The sequence below is a fragment of the Kaistia geumhonensis genome, assembly GCF_030815145.1.
GTDB classification, from domain to species: Bacteria; Pseudomonadota; Alphaproteobacteria; order Rhizobiales; family Kaistiaceae; genus Kaistia; species Kaistia geumhonensis.
The window spans coordinates 4,569,649-4,587,821 of sequence record NZ_JAUSWJ010000001.1; the positions used below are offsets into that span (position 1 = coordinate 4,569,649).

The following is an 18,173-nucleotide window of genomic DNA, read 5'->3' on the forward strand; positions in this document are numbered from 1 at the left end:
TGCGGCGCTCGCCAGGCACCGCCACTCCGCACCACGCCATTCCTGATCCGGCATGATGCCGGGTCGCCTCGCCGGCAGGCTGCCGGCAGTGGAAAGGAACGACTATGGCAAAGAAAGTCATGGGCTACCTGAAGCTTCAGGTGAAGGCCGGTTCGGCGACTCCGTCGCCGCCGATCGGTCCCGCGCTCGGCCAGCGCGGCATCAACATCATGGAGTTCTGCAAGTCCTTTAACGCGCAGACCCAGGAGATGGAGAAGGGCTCGCCCGTCCCGGTGGTCATTACCTACTACCAGGACAAGTCGTTCACCTTCGTCATGAAGACGCCGCCGGTGAGCTACTTCCTCAAGAAGGCCGCCAACGTCCAGAAGGGCGCCACCACGCCCGGCAAGGGCGCTTCGGCCGGCTCGATCACCAAGGCCCAGTGCCTCGACATCGCGTCGAAGAAGCTCAAGGACCTCAACGCCGACAGCGTCGAAGCTGCCGCGCGCATGGTCGAAGGTTCTGCCCGCTCCATGGGCCTCACGGTGGTTGACTGATCATGGCTCATCACGGAAAGCGCGTCGTCAAGGGACGCGAGGGCATCGACCGCAACAAGCTCTATCCGATCGCCGAGGCCGTCTCGATGATCAAGGAGCGCGCGAATGCCAAGTTCGACGAGACCATCGAGCTCGCGATGAATCTCGGCGTCGATCCGCGCCATGCCGACCAGATGGTCCGCGGCGTCTGCGCGCTGCCGAACGGCTCCGGCCGCACGGTCCGCGTCGCGGTGTTTGCGCGTGGCGCCAAGGCTGAGGAAGCCAAGGCCGCCGGCGCCGACATCGTGGGCGCCGAGGACCTGCTCGAGATCGTCCAGGGCGGCACGATCGACTTCGATCGCTGCATCGCGACCCCGGACCTGATGCCGCTCGTCGGCCGTCTCGGCAAGGTGCTCGGCCCGCGCGGCCTCATGCCGAACCCGAAGGTCGGCACGGTGACCATGGATGTCACCGGCGCCGTCAAGGGCGCCAAGGGCGGCTCGGTCGAGTTCCGCGTCGAGAAGGCTGGCATCATCCATGCGGGCATCGGCAAGGCGAGCTTCGACACCGAGAAGCTCGTGCAGAACATCAAGGCGTTCGCCGACGCGGTTCAGAAGGCTCGTCCGACCGGCGCGAAGGGCACCTTCGTGCAGCGCGTCGCCGTGTCGTCCACCATGGGCCCCGGCGTCCATGTCGATCCGTCGTCCGTGCTGAACGGCTGACGATCTCAATTCCGTCCGGGCGACCGGGCGGCAAGGCGGCCGATGGGGTTTGGTCCCGATCGGCCGATACCTGTCCGAGACTGCAGGTGCCGGCGTTGCCGGCTTAATCTCCTGCATAGACGGGGCGAGACGGATTGTCCGGCGCGAGCCGGCTGTCAGTTCGAACCTCTTTTGCCCGGCGGCCCGCAAGGGTCCGCGGGGGGACAGGCCAGGAAGCGTCGCGGGCGGCTCGCCCGGCCGCGGCAAACGCAACCGGCGGTCCCGACCCGCAAAGTCGGCCGCCTACTGGAGAGAGGCAAGTGGAAAAAGCGGCAAAGCGCGAACTTGTCTCGACGATGAACGAGGTCTTCCAGGAGGCCAATGTCGTCGTCGTGGCACACTATGCCGGCCTCACCGTTGCCGAGCTGACCGCCTTGCGCGGCAAGGCTCGTCAGCAGGGGGTCAGCGTAAAGGTCGCAAAGAACCGCCTTGTGAAGCTCGCCCTTCAAGGCACGGACTCTGCCCATATCGCGGACCTGTTCACGGGTCCGACGCTGGTCGCCTATTCGGCCGACCCGGTGGCAGCGCCCAAGGTCACGTCCGATTTCGCCAAGACGAATGACAAGCTCGTCATTCTCGGTGGCGCGATGGGCTCGACCAATCTGAACCCCGAAGGGGTCAAGGCCCTTGCCACGCTGCCGTCGCTCGACGAGCTGCGCGGCAAGCTGATCGGCCTGATCCAGGCGCCGGCGCAGAAGATCGCGTCGGTCGTCAACGCACCTGCGGGCCAGCTCGCACGCGTGTTCGGCGCCTATGCCAAGAAGGATGAAGCGGCGTAAGGCCGTTCGCTCAACATCTGAATTCGAACTGATAGGATATTGAAATGGCTGATCTTTCGAAGATCGTTGAAGAACTCTCGAGCCTGACCGTTCTCGAGGCTGCCGAGCTGTCGAAGCTGCTCGAGGAGAAGTGGGGCGTTTCGGCTGCTGCTCCGGTCGCGGTTGCGGCTGTCGGCGGCGGTGCCGCCGCTGCGGCTCCGGTCGAGGAGAAGACGGAGTTCGACGTCATCCTCGTCGAGGCCGGCGCGAACAAGATCAACGTCATCAAGGAAGTCCGCGCGATCACGGCTCTTGGCCTCAAGGAAGCCAAGGATCTGGTCGAGGGTGCTCCGAAGGCCGTGAAGGAAGGCGTCTCGAAGGACGAGGCTGCCAAGCTCAAGGCTCAGCTCGAGGGCGCCGGCGCCAAGGTCGACGTCAAGTAAGTCGCATACGGCCGGCCCCGACCGGGGCCGGCCGGTTCATCAGGGTTCTTCATGGAACCGCTGTCCAGAGAGCCGCGCCCAAGCGCGGCTATACGGCTTTCCGGACAGCCGTTCTTGGAAATGAAAAGGAGCGAACATGGCCCAGGCATTTACCGGTCGTAAGCGCATCCGCAAGTTCTTCGGGTCGATCGGCGACGTCGCCGAGATGCCGAACCTCATCGAGGTTCAGAAGGCGTCCTACGACCAGTTCCTCATGGTCGAGGAAACGAAGGGCGGGCGTCCCGACGAAGGTCTGCAGGCCGTCTTCAAGTCCGTTTTCCCGATCTCCGACTTCTCGAACACGGCGCTGCTCGAATTCGTCCGCTACGATTTCGACCCGCCAAAGTACGACGTCGACGAGTGCCGTCAGCGCGGCATGACCTTCTCGGCTCCGCTCAAGGTCACGCTGCGGCTGATCGTGTTCGATGTCGACGAGGACACCGGCGCCAAGTCCGTCAAGGACATCAAGGAGCAGGAAGTGTACATGGGCGAGATGCCGCTCATGACGCTGAACGGCACCTTCATCGTCAACGGCACCGAGCGCGTTATCGTCTCGCAGATGCATCGCTCGCCGGGCGTCTTCTTTGACCACGACAAGGGCAAGACCCATTCGTCGGGCAAGCTCCTGTTCGCCGCCCGCATCATTCCCTATCGCGGCTCGTGGCTCGACATCGAGTTCGACGCGAAGGACATCGTCTATGCGCGCATCGACCGTCGCCGGAAGATTCCGGTGTCGTCGCTGCTCTATGCGCTCGGCATGGACGCCGAGGAGATCCTCGAGACCTTCTACAACACGGTGACCTACACTAAGGCCGCCGATGGCTGGCGCATGCCCTATGATCCGGCGCGTATGCGCGGCATCAAGGCGGCGACGGATCTCGTCGACGCCGATACCGGCGAGGTCGTGGTCGAGGCCGGCAAGAAGCTGACGGCCCGTGCTGCCCGCGCCATCGCCGAGAAGGGCGTCAAGGCGCTCAAGGTCACCAGCGAGGACCTGTTCGGCAGCTATGTGGCCGAGGACATCGTCAATCCGCAGACCGGCGAAATCTACGCCGAGGCGGGCGACGAGCTCACCGAGAAGCTGCTCGGCGCGCTCGAGACGGCGGGATATGACGAGATCAGCGTTCTCGACATCGATCACATCAATGTCGGCGCCTATATCCGCAACACGATCGCCGTGGACAAGAACGAGACGCGTGAAGACGCGCTGTTCGACATCTACCGCGTGATGCGTCCGGGTGAGCCGCCGACCATGGATTCGGCGCAGGCCATGTTCCACTCGCTGTTCTTTGACAGCGAGCGCTACGACCTGTCCGCGGTCGGCCGCGTCAAGATGAACATGCGTCTCGACCTGACGGCCGAGGACACCGTCCGCGTTCTCCGCAAGGAGGACATCCTCGCGGTGATCCGAATGCTCGTCGAGCTGCGCGGCGGCAAGGGCGAGATCGACGACATCGACAATCTCGGCAATCGCCGCGTGCGTTCGGTCGGCGAGCTCATGGAGAACCAGTACCGCGTCGGCCTGCTCCGCATGGAGCGCGCCATCAAGGAGCGCATGTCGTCGGTCGAGATCGGCAACGTGATGCCGCAGGATCTCATCAACGCCAAGCCGGCGGCCGCGGCCGTGCGCGAGTTCTTCGGTTCCTCGCAGCTCTCGCAATTCATGGACCAGACCAACCCGCTCAGCGAGATCACGCACAAGCGTCGTCTCTCGGCGCTTGGCCCGGGCGGTCTGACGCGCGAGCGCGCCGGCTTCGAGGTGCGCGACGTGCACCCGACGCATTACGGCCGCATCTGCCCGATCGAGACGCCGGAAGGCCCGAATATCGGCCTCATCAACTCGCTTGCGACCTTCGCCCGCGTCAACAAGTATGGCTTCATCGAGAGCCCGTATCGTCGCGTCAAGGACGGCGCCGCCACCGACGAGATCATCTATCTCTCGGCGATGGAGGAGTCGAAGTACTACGTCGCGCAGGCGAACGTGAAGCTCGATGGCGACGGCAAGCTGACCGAGGACCTGATCGTCTGCCGTCACGCGGGTGAGAACGTCATGGTCGGCGCCGAGCGCGTCGACTTTATGGACGTGTCGCCGAAGCAGGTCATCTCGGTGGCCGCGGCGCTTATCCCGTTCCTCGAGAACGACGACGCCAATCGCGCCCTCATGGGCTCGAACATGCAGCGCCAGGCGGTGCCGCTCGTTCGCGCCGAGGCGCCGTTCGTCGGCACCGGCATGGAGAGCGTCGTCGCCCGTGACTCGGGCGCCGCGATCGCGGCCCGCCGCGGCGGCGTCGTCGACCAGGTGGACGCGACCCGTATCGTCATCCGCGCGACCGAAGACCTCGATCCGTCGAAGTCCGGCGTCGATATCTACCGGCTGATGAAGTTCCAGCGTTCGAACCAGTCGACCTGCATCAACCAGCGTCCGCTGGTGCGCGTCGGCGACATCGTCGGCCGCGGCGACATCCTGGCGGATGGCCCCTCGACCGATCTCGGCGATCTCGCCCTCGGCCGGAACGTGCTCGTCGCGTTCATGCCGTGGAACGGCTACAACTTCGAGGACTCGATCCTGCTCTCCGAGCGGATCGTGGCCGACGACGTCTTCACCTCGATCCATATCGAAGAGTTCGAGGTGATGGCGCGCGACACGAAGCTCGGCCCCGAGGAGATCACGCGCGACATCCCGAACGTTTCGGAAGAGGCTCTGAAGAACCTCGACGAAGCCGGTATCGTCTATATCGGCGCCGACGTTCAGGCGGGCGACATCCTGGTCGGCAAGATCACGCCGAAGGGCGAGAGCCCGATGACGCCGGAAGAGAAGCTGCTGCGCGCCATCTTCGGCGAGAAGGCGTCCGACGTGCGCGACACGTCGCTGCGCGTTCCGCCGGGCGTCACCGGCACGATCGTCGAGGTCCGCGTCTTCAACCGCCACGGCGTGGAGAAGGACGAGCGCGCCATGGCGATCGAGCGCGAGGAGATCGAGCGTCTCGCGAAGGACCGCGACGACGAGCAGGCGATCCTCGACCGCAACGTCTATGGCCGTCTCGCCGACATGATCGTCGGCAAGACCGCCTCGAGCGGCCCGAAGAACTTCAAGAAGGAGACGGTGCTCAGCCGCGAGCTGCTGGATGAATATCCGCGCAGCCAGTGGTGGCAGTTCGCCGTCGCCGACGAGAAGCTGATGGGCGAGATCGAGGCGCTGCGCGGCCAGTATGACGAGAGCCGCAAGCGTCTGGAGAAGCGCTTCATCGACAAGGTCGAGAAGCTGCAGCGCGGCGACGAGCTGCCGCCCGGCGTGATGAAGATGGTCAAGGTCTTCGTCGCCGTGAAGCGCAAGATCCAGCCGGGCGACAAGATGGCCGGCCGTCACGGCAACAAGGGCGTGGTCTCGCGCATCGTTCCGGTGCAGGACATGCCGTTCCTCGAGGACGGCACGCATGTCGACATCGTGCTCAACCCGCTCGGCGTGCCGAGCCGCATGAATGTCGGCCAGATCCTGGAGACGCATCTCGGCTGGGCTTGCGCCGGCATGGGTCTCAAGGTCGGGCGCATGATCGAGGAGTACAAGCGGACCGGCAACACCGCGCCGCTGCGCCTGCAGCTCGACGAGATCTATGGCGACAACGCCAAAAACGAGAAGGTGGCGGAGCTGGACGACGACAGCGTCGTGAAGCTTGGCCTGCATCTCTCCAAGGGCGTGTCGATCGCGACGCCTGTCTTCGACGGCGCCCGCGAGGCGGACATCGTCAAGATGCTGACGAAGGCCGGGCTCGATCCGTCGGGCCAGGTGACGCTCTATGACGGGCGCACCGGCGAGGAGTTCGATCGCAAGGTCACGGTCGGCTACATCTACATGCTGAAGCTGCATCACCTGGTGGACGACAAGATCCACGCCCGCTCAATCGGCCCCTATTCGCTGGTCACCCAGCAGCCGCTCGGCGGCAAGGCGCAGTTCGGCGGCCAGCGCTTCGGCGAAATGGAGGTGTGGGCGCTCGAGGCCTATGGCGCGGCCTACACGCTGCAGGAAATGCTGACGGTGAAGTCGGACGACGTGGCCGGCCGCACCAAGGTCTACGAGGCGATCGTCCGTGGCGACGACACCTTCGAGGCCGGCATTCCCGAGAGCTTCAACGTGCTGGTCAAGGAAATGCGCTCGCTCGGTCTCGACGTGGAACTCAACCAGTCGAAGCCGTTGGACGGGGTCGAGCGGCTTCCGGATGCGGCGGAGTAATCCGCGGCGCGGCCCGCGAAGGCGGGCCGTCGGAAGTCGCAATGAAGTTTGACATGCGGTCATCCGGCCGGGAGCCTTGGCTCTCGCCGGCGACCGATCAAGGAGATCGGCGATGAATCAGGAAGTCGCGAACATCTTCAACCCGCTGGCGCAGCCGGCGCAGAACTTCGACCAGATCCGCATCCATATTGCGAGCCCGGAGAAGATTCTGTCGTGGTCGTTCGGCGAGATCAAGAAGCCGGAAACCATCAACTATCGTACCTTCAAGCCCGAGCGCGACGGTCTGTTCTGCGCGCGCATCTTCGGGCCGATCAAGGACTACGAGTGCTTGTGCGGCAAGTACAAGCGCATGAAGTACAAGGGCATCATCTGCGAGAAGTGCGGCGTCGAGGTGACGCTGGCGCGCGTGCGGCGTGACCGCATGGGCCATATCGAGCTCGCGGCCCCGGTCGCCCATATCTGGTTCCTGAAGTCGCTGCCGTCGCGCATCGGCATGCTGATGGACATGACGCTCAAGGATCTCGAGCGCATCCTCTACTTCGAGAACTATGTCGTGCTGGAGCCGGGCCTCACCCCGCTGAAGGAGCGTCAGCTCCTCACCGAGGAGGAGTATCTGCGCGCCCAGGACGAATATGGCGACGACAGCTTCACGGCGCTGATCGGTGCCGAGGCCATCCGCGAGATGATGATGGCGCTCGACCTCGAGAAGCTCGCGGTCGACCTGCGCGAGGAGATCGCGACTTCGACCTCGGAGCTGAAGCCGAAGAAGCTCGGCAAGCGGCTGAAGCTGGTCGAGGCGTTCATCGAGTCCGGCAATCGCCCGGAATGGATGATCATGACCCAGATCCCGGTCATCCCGCCGGATCTGCGTCCGCTCGTTCCGCTCGATGGCGGCCGTTTCGCCACCTCGGATCTCAATGATCTCTATCGCCGCGTCATCAACCGCAACAATCGTCTGAAGCGGCTGATCGAGCTGCGCGCGCCGGACATCATCATCCGGAACGAGAAGCGCATGCTGCAGGAGGCCGTCGACGCGCTGTTCGACAACGGCCGCCGTGGCCGCGTCATCACCGGCGCCAACAAGCGTCCGCTGAAGTCGCTCTCCGACATGCTGAAAGGCAAGCAGGGCCGCTTCCGCCAGAACCTGCTCGGCAAGCGCGTCGATTATTCCGGCCGTTCGGTGATCGTGGTCGGTCCGGAGATGAAGCTGCACCAGTGCGGCCTGCCGAAGAAGATGGCGCTCGAGCTGTTCAAGCCGTTCATCTATTCGCGCCTCGACGCCAAGGGCTTCTCCTCGACCGTGAAGCAGGCGAAGAAGCTTGTCGAGAAGGAGCGGCCCGAGGTCTGGGATATCCTGGACGAGGTCATCCGCGAGCATCCGATCCTGCTCAACCGCGCCCCGACGCTGCACCGCCTCGGCATTCAGGCCTTCGAGCCGGTGCTGATCGAAGGCAAGGCGATCCAGCTCCATCCGCTCGTTTGCTCGGCCTTCAACGCCGACTTCGACGGCGATCAGATGGCCGTGCACGTCCCGCTGTCGCTCGAGGCGCAGCTGGAAGCGCGCGTCCTCATGATGTCGACGAACAACATCCTGCATCCGGCGAACGGCCTGCCGATCATCGTGCCGTCGCAGGACATCGTCCTCGGCCTCTATTATCTGTCGATCATGGCGGAGAAGGAGCCGGGCGAGGGCATGATGTTCGGCTCCATCGCGGAGATCGAGCATGCGCTGGCCGCCAAGGCGATCACGCTGCACACCAAGATCCGCGGCCGCTATCGGAACGTCGATGCGGACGGCAAGGTCACTTCGAAGATCTACGACACGACCCCCGGCCGCCTGCTGATCGGCGAACTGCTGCCGAAGCACCACAACCTGCCCTTCGACGTCGTCAACAAGCTGATGACGAAGAAGGAAATCTCGAACACGATCGACGCCGTCTACCGCCATTGCGGTCAGAAGGAGACGGTCATCTTCTGCGATCGCATCATGGCGCTTGGCTTCCGCGAGGCCTGCCGTGCGGGCATCTCGTTCGGCAAGGACGACATGGTGATCCCGGCCGCGAAGACGAAGCTGGTCGAGGAGACGCAGGCTCAGGTCAAGGACTACGAGCAGCAGTACAATGACGGCCTGATCACCTATGGCGAGAAGTACAACAAGGTGGTCGACGCCTGGGCGAAGTGCGGTGACCGCGTCGCCGAGGAGATGATGAAGGGCATCTCGGCCGTGCGCCGGGATGACGAGTCGGGTCGTCAGAAGCCGATGAACTCGGTCTACATGATGAGCCACTCGGGTGCGCGTGGTTCGCCCACGCAGATGAAGCAGCTCGCCGGCATGCGCGGTCTCATGACCAAGCCGTCGGGCGAGATCATCGAGAACCCGATCATCTCGAACTTCAAGGAAGGCCTAACGGTTCTCGAGTACTTCAACTCGACCCACGGCGCCCGCAAGGGTCTCGCCGACACGGCTCTGAAGACGGCCAATTCCGGCTATCTGACGCGCCGTCTCGTCGACGTGGCGCAGGACTGCATCATCATCGAGAAGGATTGCGGCACGACCAACGGCCTGCGCATGCAGGCTGTGGTCGACAGCGGGCAGGTCGTCGCCTCGCTCGGCCTGCGCATCCTCGGCCGCACCGCGGCGGAGGACATCGTGGCCGCCGCGACCGGCGAGGTGCTCGTCCCGGCCGGCAAGCTGATCGAGGAGCGTGACGTCGAGCGCGTGGAGAAGGCCGGCGTCCAGGCGGTGAAGATCCGCTCGGTGCTGACCTGCGACACGAAGATCGGCGTCTGCGCGGCCTGCTACGGCCGCGACCTCGCCCGCGGCACCCCGGTCAACATGGGTGAAGCGGTCGGCGTCATCGCGGCGCAGTCGATCGGCGAGCCGGGCACGCAGCTCACCATGCGCACGTTCCACATCGGTGGCACGGCGCAGGTGGTGGACTCGTCCTTCATCGAGTCCTCGTTCGAGGGCACGGTGCAGATCCGCAACCGCAATGTCGTGCGGGACTCGGACGGCAAGCTGATTGCGCTCGGCCGCAACATGGCGATCGTGATCGTCGACAAGGACGGGACGGAGCGCGCGGTCAACCGCGTCACCTACGGCTCGCGCCTTCATGTCGACGAGGGCGATCAGGTCAAGCGCGGCCAGCGCCTCGCGGAGTGGGACCCCTATACCCGTCCCGTTCTCACCGAGGTCGAGGGCACGATCGGCTACGAAGACCTCGTTGAAGGCATCTCGGTCGCGGAAACGGCCGACGAGTCGACGGGCATCACCAAACGCGTCGTCATCGACTGGCGCGCCAGCCCGCGCGGCAGCGACCTGAAGCCGGCGATCGTGATCAAGGGCAAGGACGGCAAGGTGCTGAAGCTCGCCCGTGGCGGCGAGGCACGCTACCTGCTCTCGGTGGAGACCATTCTCTCGGTCGATCCGGGCTCGAATGTCCATGCCGGCGACGTGCTGGCGCGTATCCCGACCGAGGGCGCCAAGACCCGCGACATCACGGGCGGTCTGCCGCGCGTGGCGGAGCTGTTCGAGGCACGCCGTCCCAAGGATCACGCGATCATCGCCGAGATGGACGGCACCGTTCGCTTCGGCCGCGACTACAAGAACAAGCGCCGCGTCATCATCGAGCCCGCCGAAGGCTCGGTCGATGCGGCGGGCATGCCGCTGCAGCCTGTTGAGTATCTCATCCCGAAGGGCAAGCCGTTCCATCTCCAGGAAGGCGATGCCGTCGAGAAGGGCGACTACATCATGGACGGCAATCCGGCGCCGCACGACATTCTGGCGATCAAGGGCGTGGAGGCTCTCGCGGCCTATCTCGTCAACGAGATCCAGGACGTCTACCGGCTCCAGGGCGTGCAGATCAACGACAAGCACATCGAGGTGATCGTTCGCCAGATGCTGCAGAAGGTCGAGGTCGTGGACGGCGGCGAGACGGAGTTCTTCTCCGGCGAGCAGGTCGACCAGCTCGAGTTCGACGTGGTCAACGAGAAGGCCAAGAGCGAGGGCAAGAAACCGGCGATCGGCAATCCGGTCCTCCTCGGCATCACCAAGGCCAGCCTGCAGACGCGCTCGTTCTTCTCGGCTGCATCGTTCCAGGAGACGACCCGCGTCCTCACGGAAGCGGCCGTCAACGGCAAGGTCGATCCGCTGGACGGCCTCAAGGAAAACATCATCGTCGGCCGCCTCATCCCGGCGGGTACCGGCGGCACGATGAACCGGATCCGCGAGATCGCGACCCGTCGCGACGAACTGATCCTCGAGGAGCGCCGGCGCGCTTCGGCCTCGCAGCCGAAGCCGGAGACCGGTGGCCTGCTCGGCAATCTGACCAGCGCCGCCGAGTAATCGGACGACGAGACCTAGAGAGAAGGGCCGCCCGGAGACGGGCGGCCCTTTTTTGTTGGGCGTCGGTTGAGAGGCGGCGGCGGGAGCCGCCGGGATCATGTGGCCGCCTGCCGGCGGAACTGCTTCAGGAGCAGCGTCGGCATAGGCTGTTCACGCTGGAACGCTATATCTGCTGCTGGTCGCCCGAATCCTAATGAGTCGGGGGCCTTTTACCTCGAAGACGGGCAAACCATGTCTCGCAGACGCTCATACAGGCTGTTCGGTTCGGTCGTTTCGGCTGGCCTCGCGCTCTCCCTCGCGCTTGCGGCACCCGCATCAGCCTGCACGTCGCTCCTCTACTTCGACGCCAGCGGAGCGCCCTATGCCGGTCGGACGCTCGAGCTGGCCGGCGAGTTGCCCTATCGCGTCGCGTATTTCCCGGTCGGTCAGCGCTACAGCTCCCAGACGACAACAGATGCGGCCGGGCTAGACTACACCAGCAAGTATCGGGTCCTTGCGGTTGCCGTGCCGGATGAATCGCTCTCCGATCTGAAGATCGTCGAGGGCGTTAACGAGAAGGGCCTCACCTTCAGCCTGCTCGCCTTCGCCGACGCCGATGGTCCGGCTTCGGCCTTCACGAAGACGAAGGCGGCACTCTCGGCCATCGATCTCGGCTCCTGGACGCTCGGCCAGTTCGGTACGGTTGCGGAGGTGAAAGCCGCGCTGGCCAGCCAGCCAGTCCTGCTGGCGCCGCTCGCCATCCTCGGGAACGCCAAGTCGCCGTTCCACTATGTGCTGCATGACCGCAGCGGCGCATCGATCGTGATCGAGTTCGCCGATGGCAAGCAGACGGTCTACGACAACCCGGTCGGTGTGATGACCAACGGGCCGACCTTGCCCTGGCACCTGACCAATCTCAACAACTACACGTTCCTGAACAATCTCGATCAGTCGACGAACACCTTCGGCAAGCTCCCGGTCGTGCAGCCGGATTCCGGCATCGCGACGGAGGGGCTGCCGGCGTCGAACACATCGGTCGGACGCTTCGTCCGCGCCGTCTACTACGCGCAGTTTGCCGAGAAGGCGAAGGACCCGGACAGCGCGATCCGTGTCGTAGGCCATGTGATGAACAACTTCGATCGGCCGAAGAACATCACCAAGGATGCCGGCGGCGCCGGCAATGAGGGGCTTGCCGCAGCCGTTACGAAGGACGCGCCCGCCTTTACCAGCGAGTATACGTCCTGGACGGCGCTCACCGACCTGACGCGCAACATGCTCCTGCTGCGGACCTATGACGGGCTCAACTACACCAAGTTCGACCTCGGAGGCCTCGCCGATGTCACGACGGTCGTGTCGATACCGCTGGAAACGATCAATGGACTGGCCGGCGACGGCACCCAGGCGTTGATCGCGGGCAAGTAGGGAGAGACCCCGGCGCGTCACCTTGTTGGCGCGCCGACCTCCTCGAGGGTCTGCGGCAGGCGCGACACGCTTCATGCTTGATCCGGCGCCCGCCGGTCAGCGGCTATTTTGCGACGCCTCGCCGCGTGCTATTGGCCGCTCGAACATGGTGGTGACGAGCGGTGGTCATGCGGTCAGTTGCAAGGCGCGTGCAGAGCGTCGGTATTCTCCTTCTCGCGGCCATGCTTCTTTCGGCGTGCGGCGGCCGCGTCGAGGGCGTGCTCGTGCCGGTGACGGCAACGGTTCCTGACGCGAGCATCGTTAACCTCGCCGTTGCAACCACGCGCTCGCGCGCCGAAGACCGGGGCGTCCTCTTCACGGGCGAACGCGGCTCCCAACTCGACTTCGCCAATATCGTCGTGTCGATCCCGCCGGAGTCGGCCCGAAAGGTCGGCGACGTGCAGTGGCCTAGAAAGCTGCCCGGCAATCCGGCCACGGACTTCGTGACCGTGAAGGCTGAGGACATGACGCTGGCGCAGGCCAAGTCGTGGTTCAATACGCGCATCAAGGCGACGCCGGGCCGCAAGGCGCTTGTCTTCATCCATGGCTTCAACAACCGCTTCGACGATGCGGTCTATCGGTTCGCGCAGATCGTCCACGACTCGCGCGCTCCGGTCGTGCCGGTGCTGTTCACCTGGCCGTCGCGCGGCAGCATTCTCGCTTATGGTTACGATCTGCAGAGCAACAACTATTCGCGCGATGCGCTCGAGCAGCTGCTCACCGCGCTCGCGACCAACCCGAACGTGAGCGAGGTCGACGTGCTTGCGCATTCGATGGGCAATGTCGTGACCCTCGAGGCGCTGCGGCAGATGGCGATCCGCAACGGCCGTGTCTATCCCAAGATCCGCAACGTGATGCTCGCGGCACCCGATGTCGATGTCGACGTCTTCCGCAGCCAGATGGCCGATATCGGTCGGAACGGGCCCAAGGTGACGCTGTTCGTCTCGCAGGACGACCGCGCGCTCGCCGCCTCGCGCCGCGTCTGGGGCAATGTCGACCGGCTCGGCCAGGTCAACCCGGAGGCGGAGCCCTTCGCGACGGAGTTCGCCGAGAACAAGATCACGGTCATCGACCTGACCAAGCTGCGCAGCAACGATCCGCTCAACCACGGCAAGTTCGCATCGAGCCCGGAAGTGGTGCAGGCGATCGGTGCCCGTCTTGCCACGGGGCAGACGATCAACGACAGCCATGTCGGCCTTGGCGACAAGATCGTCGCTGCTTCGGCGGGGGCGGCGGCGACCGTCGGTGCGGCCGCTGGCGTCGTCGTGGCGGCACCGATTGCCGTCGTCGATCCGAACACTCGTCGCAACTTCCAGGACAATGTCGAGGCGCTGGGCGACTCGATCGAGGACAGCGCCAAGGCGACGACGGACGTCGTGACGGGTGCTGCCAGGGTCGGCCAGTAGCAGCAGGCCGCTTGCGGCGCATCTGCGGCCGAGCCTGTCCGGCAAAGAACGAGGATCGAGGGGCCGCCGGAGGAGGCGGACTCGTACAGGACCGGCCATCGAGGGAGGATGTCCATGAAATCTGTCGCGACCGCAGCCGCCGCCGTACTCGGAGCGCTGCTCCTGTCCGGCCTCGGCCTGCCCCGCCCGGTATCGGCTGAGGAGGCGTACAAGCCATCAGTCTCGGTGACGCCGATTCTCAAGACGACCAGGACGACCAGCGGCGATCCGATCCGCTATCCCGACATCGACGACCCCGAAGTGCAGTCCCTGATCGTCGAGATTCCGCCGGGCGGCGAGACCGGCTGGCATTACCATCCCGTTCCGGCCTACGCCTATATCCTCGCCGGCGCGATCGAGGTGGAATCGGAGACCGGCGAGAAGCGGGTCTTCAAGGCCGGAGAATCGTTCGCCGAGATGGTGAATCGCAAGCATGACGGGCGAGTCGTCGGCGATGAGCCCGTGCGAATCCTCATGATCGTCACCGGAGAGGCGGGAAAGCCGTTCTCCGTGAAGACCGAAGCGCCGCATTGACGTGGCGTCGCGCAACATCCGCATCGTGTTCAAGGGCCTCGCGAAAGGATGTTGCGCAGATGGGTGGTCCAGCGCATGAATGGATCGACCCATTAACCTTTGGCAAGCCGCGCGGAATGGGCTTGACGTCAGGGGGGCGAGAAAGTAGGTTCCGCGGGCTTTCGGACAGGTCGTAGGCCTTGATTGTCCAGCGGCGCCGCGCCGCAGGAGTTTGGGCCTAAACACTGACCGGATCGACAACGAGTTTTAGAGACGACACGCACGATCGCGGCTTTGCCGTGATCCTCTGCTTCTCGTAGCGCCTCCGCTGAGACATGCGGACCGGCGCTCTTCGTTCATGGCCATCCCGGTCTTGAATGTCGCGAGGGGTGGAAGACCAGGACCGTACGTAGGCTAGCTGAAAGGCGACGCATGCCGACTATCAATCAGTTGATCCGCAAGCCGCGCCAGGCGCCGGCGAAGCGGAACAAGGTTCCCGCGCTGGAGCAGAACCCGCAGAAGCGCGGTGTTTGCACGCGTGTCTACACGACGACCCCGAAGAAGCCGAACTCGGCCCTTCGTAAGGTCGCCAAGGTCCGCCTGACGAACCAGTTCGAGGTCATCGGCTACATTCCGGGTGAGGGTCACAACCTCCAGGAACACTCGGTCGTCATGATTCGCGGCGGCCGCGTCAAGGATCTGCCCGGCGTGCGCTACCACATCCTGCGCGGCGTTCTGGACACCCAGGGCGTTAAGAACCGCAAGCAGCGCCGGTCGAAGTACGGCGCGAAGCGTCCGAAGTAAGGGGTTAAGCGATGTCCCGTCGCCATAGTGCAGAGAAGCGCGAGATCATCCCGGACCCGAAGTTCGGCGATATCGTCGTGACCAAGTTCATGAACGCCGTCATGTATGACGGCAAGAAGTCGGTCGCCGAGAGCATCGTCTACGGCGCCTTCGACGTGATCCAGGCCCGCACCAAGCAGGAGCCGGTGGCGGTCTTCCGCCAGGCGCTCGACAATGTCGCGCCGCATATCGAAGTGCGTTCGCGCCGCGTCGGCGGTGCGACCTATCAGGTTCCGGTCGAAGTCCGTACCGATCGCCGCCAGGCGCTCGCGATCCGCTGGCTGCTGACCGCTGCTCGTGGCCGCAACGAGAAGACGATGGTCGAGCGCCTGTCCGGCGAATTGCTCGATGCCTCGAACAACCGCGGCAATGCCGTGAAGAAGCGTGAGGACACGCACCGGATGGCCGAGGCCAACCGCGCGTTCTCGCACTATCGCTGGTAACCGATCCCCAAAGGCAGACCATCATGGCCCGCGCGCACAAGATCGAAGACTACCGCAATTTCGGCATCATGGCTCACATTGATGCCGGCAAGACCACGACGACCGAGCGGATTCTTTACTACTCCGGTAAGAGCCACAAGATCGGCGAGGTCCATGACGGCGCTGCCACCATGGATTACATGGAGCAGGAGCAGGAGCGCGGCATCACGATCACGTCCGCCGCGACGACGACGTTCTGGAACGGCAAGCGCCTGAACATCATCGACACCCCCGGCCATGTGGACTTCACCATCGAGGTGGAGCGCTCGCTGCGCGTGCTCGACGGCGCCGTATGCGTCCTCGACTCCAACCAGGGCGTCGAGCCGCAGACCGAGACCGTCTGGCGCCAGGGCGACAAGTACCACGTGCCGCGGATCGTCTTCTGCAACAAGATGGACAAGACCGGCGCCAATTTCGACATGTGCGTGGCGGACATCAAGACCCGCCTCGGCGCGCGTCCGGTTCCGATCCAGCTGCCGATCGGCGCCGAGCAGGACTTCAAGGGCATCATCGACCTCGTGAAGATGACCGCGGTCGTCTGGCACGATGAGAGCCTCGGCGCGAAGTATGACGTCGTCGAGATCCCGGCTGATCTGCGCGAGAAGGCCGAGGCCGCCCGCGCCGAGCTGATCGAGGCCGCCGTCGAACTCGACGACGCCGCGATGGAAGCCTATCTCGAGGGCAACGAGCCGGACGAGGCGACGCTGAAGTCGCTCATCCGCAAGGCCGTGCTGCACTCGACCTGGTTCCCGGTTCTCGCTGGCTCGGCCTTCAAGAACAAGGGCGTCCAGACGCTGCTCGACGCGGTCGTCGACTACCTGCCGTCGCCCATCGACGTGCCTCCGACCAAGGGCATCGACGTGAAGACCGGCGAGGAAGTCGAGCGTCATTCGACCGACAGCGAGCCGCTCTCGATGCTCGCCTTCAAGATCATCGAGGACCCGTTCGGCGTCCTGACCTTCGCGCGCATCTATTCGGGCGTTCTTCAGAAGGGCACGACCCTCCTGAACTCGACCAAGGAGAAGCGCGAGCGCATCGGCCGCATGGTCACCATGCACGCCAATTCGCGTGAGGACATCGAAGAGGCCTATGCCGGCGACATCGTTGCGCTGGTGGGTCTCAAGGAAGCCCGCACCGGCGATACGATCTGCGATCCGTCGGCTCCGGTTATCCTCGAGAAGATGGAATTCCCGGATCCGGTCATCGAGATGTCGGTTGAGGCCGCCACGAAGGCCGACCAGGAGAAGCTGACCACCGCCCTGCAGAAGCTGGCCTCGGAGGATCCGTCCTTCCGCGTGTCGACCGACAGCGAGTCCGGCCAGACGATCATCAAGGGCATGGGCGAGCTTCACCTCGACATCAAGATCGATATCCTCCGCCGCGCTCCGTACAACATCAACGTGAATGTCGGCGCGCCGCAGGTTGCCTATCGCGAGACGATCCGCAAGGCGACCGAGATCGACTACACGCACAAGAAGCAGACGGGCGGCACGGGTCAGTTCGCCCGCGTCAAGTTCGTCGTCGAGCCGAACGAGATCGGTGGCGGTTACGCCTTCGAGAACAAGATCGTCGGCGGCGTGGTGCCGAAGGAATACATCCCCGGCGTCGAAAAGGGCCTGAACTCGGTCATGACCTCGGGTCCGATCGCCGGCTTCCCGGTGGTGGACATCAAGGTTTCGCTGATCGACGGCGCCTATCACGAAGTGGACTCGTCGGCGATAGCCTTCGAAATCGCTTCGCGTGCCGCGCTCCGTGAAGGCATCGAGAAGGCCAACCCGGCCCTGCTCGAGCCGATCATGAAGGTCGAGGTCGTGTCGCCGGAAGAGTATGTCGGTTCGGTCATCGGCGACCTGAACTCGCGCCGTGGTCAGATCCAGGGCCAGGACATGCGCGGCAACGCGAATGTCATCACCGCCTTCGTCCCGCTCGCCAACATGTTCTCCTACGTGAACAACCTGCGCTCGATGAGCCAGGGCCGTGCGAGCTACACGATGCAGTTCGATCATTACGAGCAGGTTCCTCAGGCTGTCGCCCAGGAAGTCCAGGCGAAGTACGCCTAGTCCCGCGAGCCGGAACCGCTTAACCGAGATTACGGAGAAGTCCGATGGGTAAAGAGAAATTCGAGCGTACGAAGCCGCACTGCAACATCGGGACGATCGGCCATGTCGACCATGGCAAGACGTCTCTGACGGCGGCGATCACGAAGGTGCTTGCGAAGACGGGCGGCGCGACCTTCAAGGCGTATGACCAGATCGACGCGGCTCCTGAGGAGCGTGCGCGCGGCATCACGATCTCGACGGCGCATGTCGAGTACGAGACGCAGGCCCGCCACTACGCTCACGTCGACTGCCCCGGCCATGC

General features: G+C 64.4%; 13 protein-coding genes. All 13 read left to right on the plus strand.

The features are described 5' to 3' along the window. The first annotated feature begins 104 nt into the window (after positions 1 to 104). Positions 105 to 536, plus strand: a complete 432-nt coding sequence (rplK, locus tag QO015_RS21715; RefSeq protein WP_266284343.1) for a 50S ribosomal protein L11 — start codon at positions 105 to 107, stop codon at positions 534 to 536. 2 nt (positions 537 to 538) lie between these two features. Next, positions 539 to 1,237 (plus strand): 50S ribosomal protein L1, encoded by a 699-nt coding sequence (gene rplA, locus QO015_RS21720; RefSeq protein WP_266284342.1) that lies wholly within the window; start codon positions 539 to 541, stop codon positions 1,235 to 1,237. A 299-nt stretch (positions 1,238 to 1,536) separates the two neighbouring features. After that, a complete protein-coding gene (gene rplJ / locus QO015_RS21725; protein ID WP_266284341.1) occupies positions 1,537 to 2,055 on the plus strand; it encodes a 50S ribosomal protein L10 in 519 nt (172 codons plus the stop codon). A gap of 44 nt (positions 2,056 to 2,099) precedes the next feature. Further along, positions 2,100 to 2,477 carry a 50S ribosomal protein L7/L12 gene (gene rplL / locus QO015_RS21730; RefSeq protein WP_266284340.1) on the plus strand — a complete coding sequence of 126 codons (378 nt, stop codon included), beginning with the start codon at positions 2,100 to 2,102 and terminating at the stop codon, positions 2,475 to 2,477. Positions 2,478 to 2,613: 136 nt separating this feature from the next. Then, the gene (gene rpoB / locus QO015_RS21735; protein ID WP_266284339.1) at positions 2,614 to 6,744 is read left to right on the plus strand and encodes a DNA-directed RNA polymerase subunit beta; all 4,131 of its coding nucleotides are present in this window, start codon (positions 2,614 to 2,616) and stop codon (positions 6,742 to 6,744) included. 112 nt (positions 6,745 to 6,856) lie between these two features. Continuing rightward, entirely contained in the window at positions 6,857 to 11,089 is a 4,233-nt protein-coding gene (rpoC, locus tag QO015_RS21740; RefSeq protein WP_266284338.1) for a DNA-directed RNA polymerase subunit beta', read from the plus strand. 231 nt (positions 11,090 to 11,320) lie between these two features. Then, positions 11,321 to 12,490 (plus strand): linear amide C-N hydrolase, encoded by a 1,170-nt coding sequence (locus QO015_RS21745; protein ID WP_266284337.1) that lies wholly within the window; start codon positions 11,321 to 11,323, stop codon positions 12,488 to 12,490. A 167-nt stretch (positions 12,491 to 12,657) separates the two neighbouring features. Further along, positions 12,658 to 13,935 (plus strand): alpha/beta hydrolase, encoded by a 1,278-nt coding sequence (locus QO015_RS21750; protein WP_266284336.1) that lies wholly within the window; start codon positions 12,658 to 12,660, stop codon positions 13,933 to 13,935. Positions 13,936 to 14,049: 114 nt separating this feature from the next. After that, complete coding sequence (locus QO015_RS21755; protein ID WP_266284335.1) at positions 14,050 to 14,508, plus strand: cupin domain-containing protein; 459 nt, start codon at positions 14,050 to 14,052, stop codon at positions 14,506 to 14,508. Positions 14,509 to 14,919: 411 nt separating this feature from the next. Beyond that, the gene (gene rpsL / locus QO015_RS21760) at positions 14,920 to 15,291 is read left to right on the plus strand and encodes a 30S ribosomal protein S12 (RefSeq protein WP_073058749.1); all 372 of its coding nucleotides are present in this window, start codon (positions 14,920 to 14,922) and stop codon (positions 15,289 to 15,291) included. 11 nt (positions 15,292 to 15,302) lie between these two features. Next, positions 15,303 to 15,773: a 30S ribosomal protein S7 gene (gene rpsG, locus QO015_RS21765; RefSeq protein ID WP_266284334.1), complete on the plus strand. Its 471-nt coding sequence runs from the start codon at positions 15,303 to 15,305 to the stop codon at positions 15,771 to 15,773. A gap of 23 nt (positions 15,774 to 15,796) precedes the next feature. Then, a complete protein-coding gene (fusA, locus tag QO015_RS21770) occupies positions 15,797 to 17,872 on the plus strand; it encodes an elongation factor G (protein ID WP_266284333.1) in 2,076 nt (691 codons plus the stop codon). A gap of 44 nt (positions 17,873 to 17,916) precedes the next feature. Continuing rightward, on the plus strand, positions 17,917 to 18,173 hold a 257-nt coding region (locus QO015_RS21775; protein WP_307291140.1), incomplete at its 3' end, for a GTP-binding protein.

Bases quoted from the DNA above. Each gene is read 5' to 3' on its own strand.
- rplK (WP_266284343.1), top strand. From the start codon at position 105: ATGGCAAAGAAAGTCATGGGCTACCTGAAGCTTCAGGTGAAGGCCGGT.
- rplA (WP_266284342.1), top strand. From the start codon at position 539: ATGGCTCATCACGGAAAGCGCGTCGTCAAGGGACGCGAGGGCATCGAC.
- rplL (WP_266284340.1), top strand. From the start codon at position 2,100: ATGGCTGATCTTTCGAAGATCGTTGAAGAACTCTCGAGCCTGACCGTT.
- rpoB (WP_266284339.1), top strand. From the start codon at position 2,614: ATGGCCCAGGCATTTACCGGTCGTAAGCGCATCCGCAAGTTCTTCGGG.
- rpoC (WP_266284338.1), top strand. From the start codon at position 6,857: ATGAATCAGGAAGTCGCGAACATCTTCAACCCGCTGGCGCAGCCGGCG.
- QO015_RS21745 (WP_266284337.1), top strand. From the start codon at position 11,321: ATGTCTCGCAGACGCTCATACAGGCTGTTCGGTTCGGTCGTTTCGGCT.
- QO015_RS21750 (WP_266284336.1), top strand. From the start codon at position 12,658: ATGCGGTCAGTTGCAAGGCGCGTGCAGAGCGTCGGTATTCTCCTTCTC.
- QO015_RS21755 (WP_266284335.1), top strand. From the start codon at position 14,050: ATGAAATCTGTCGCGACCGCAGCCGCCGCCGTACTCGGAGCGCTGCTC.
- rpsL (WP_073058749.1), top strand. From the start codon at position 14,920: ATGCCGACTATCAATCAGTTGATCCGCAAGCCGCGCCAGGCGCCGGCG.
- rpsG (WP_266284334.1), top strand. From the start codon at position 15,303: ATGTCCCGTCGCCATAGTGCAGAGAAGCGCGAGATCATCCCGGACCCG.
- fusA (WP_266284333.1), top strand. From the start codon at position 15,797: ATGGCCCGCGCGCACAAGATCGAAGACTACCGCAATTTCGGCATCATG.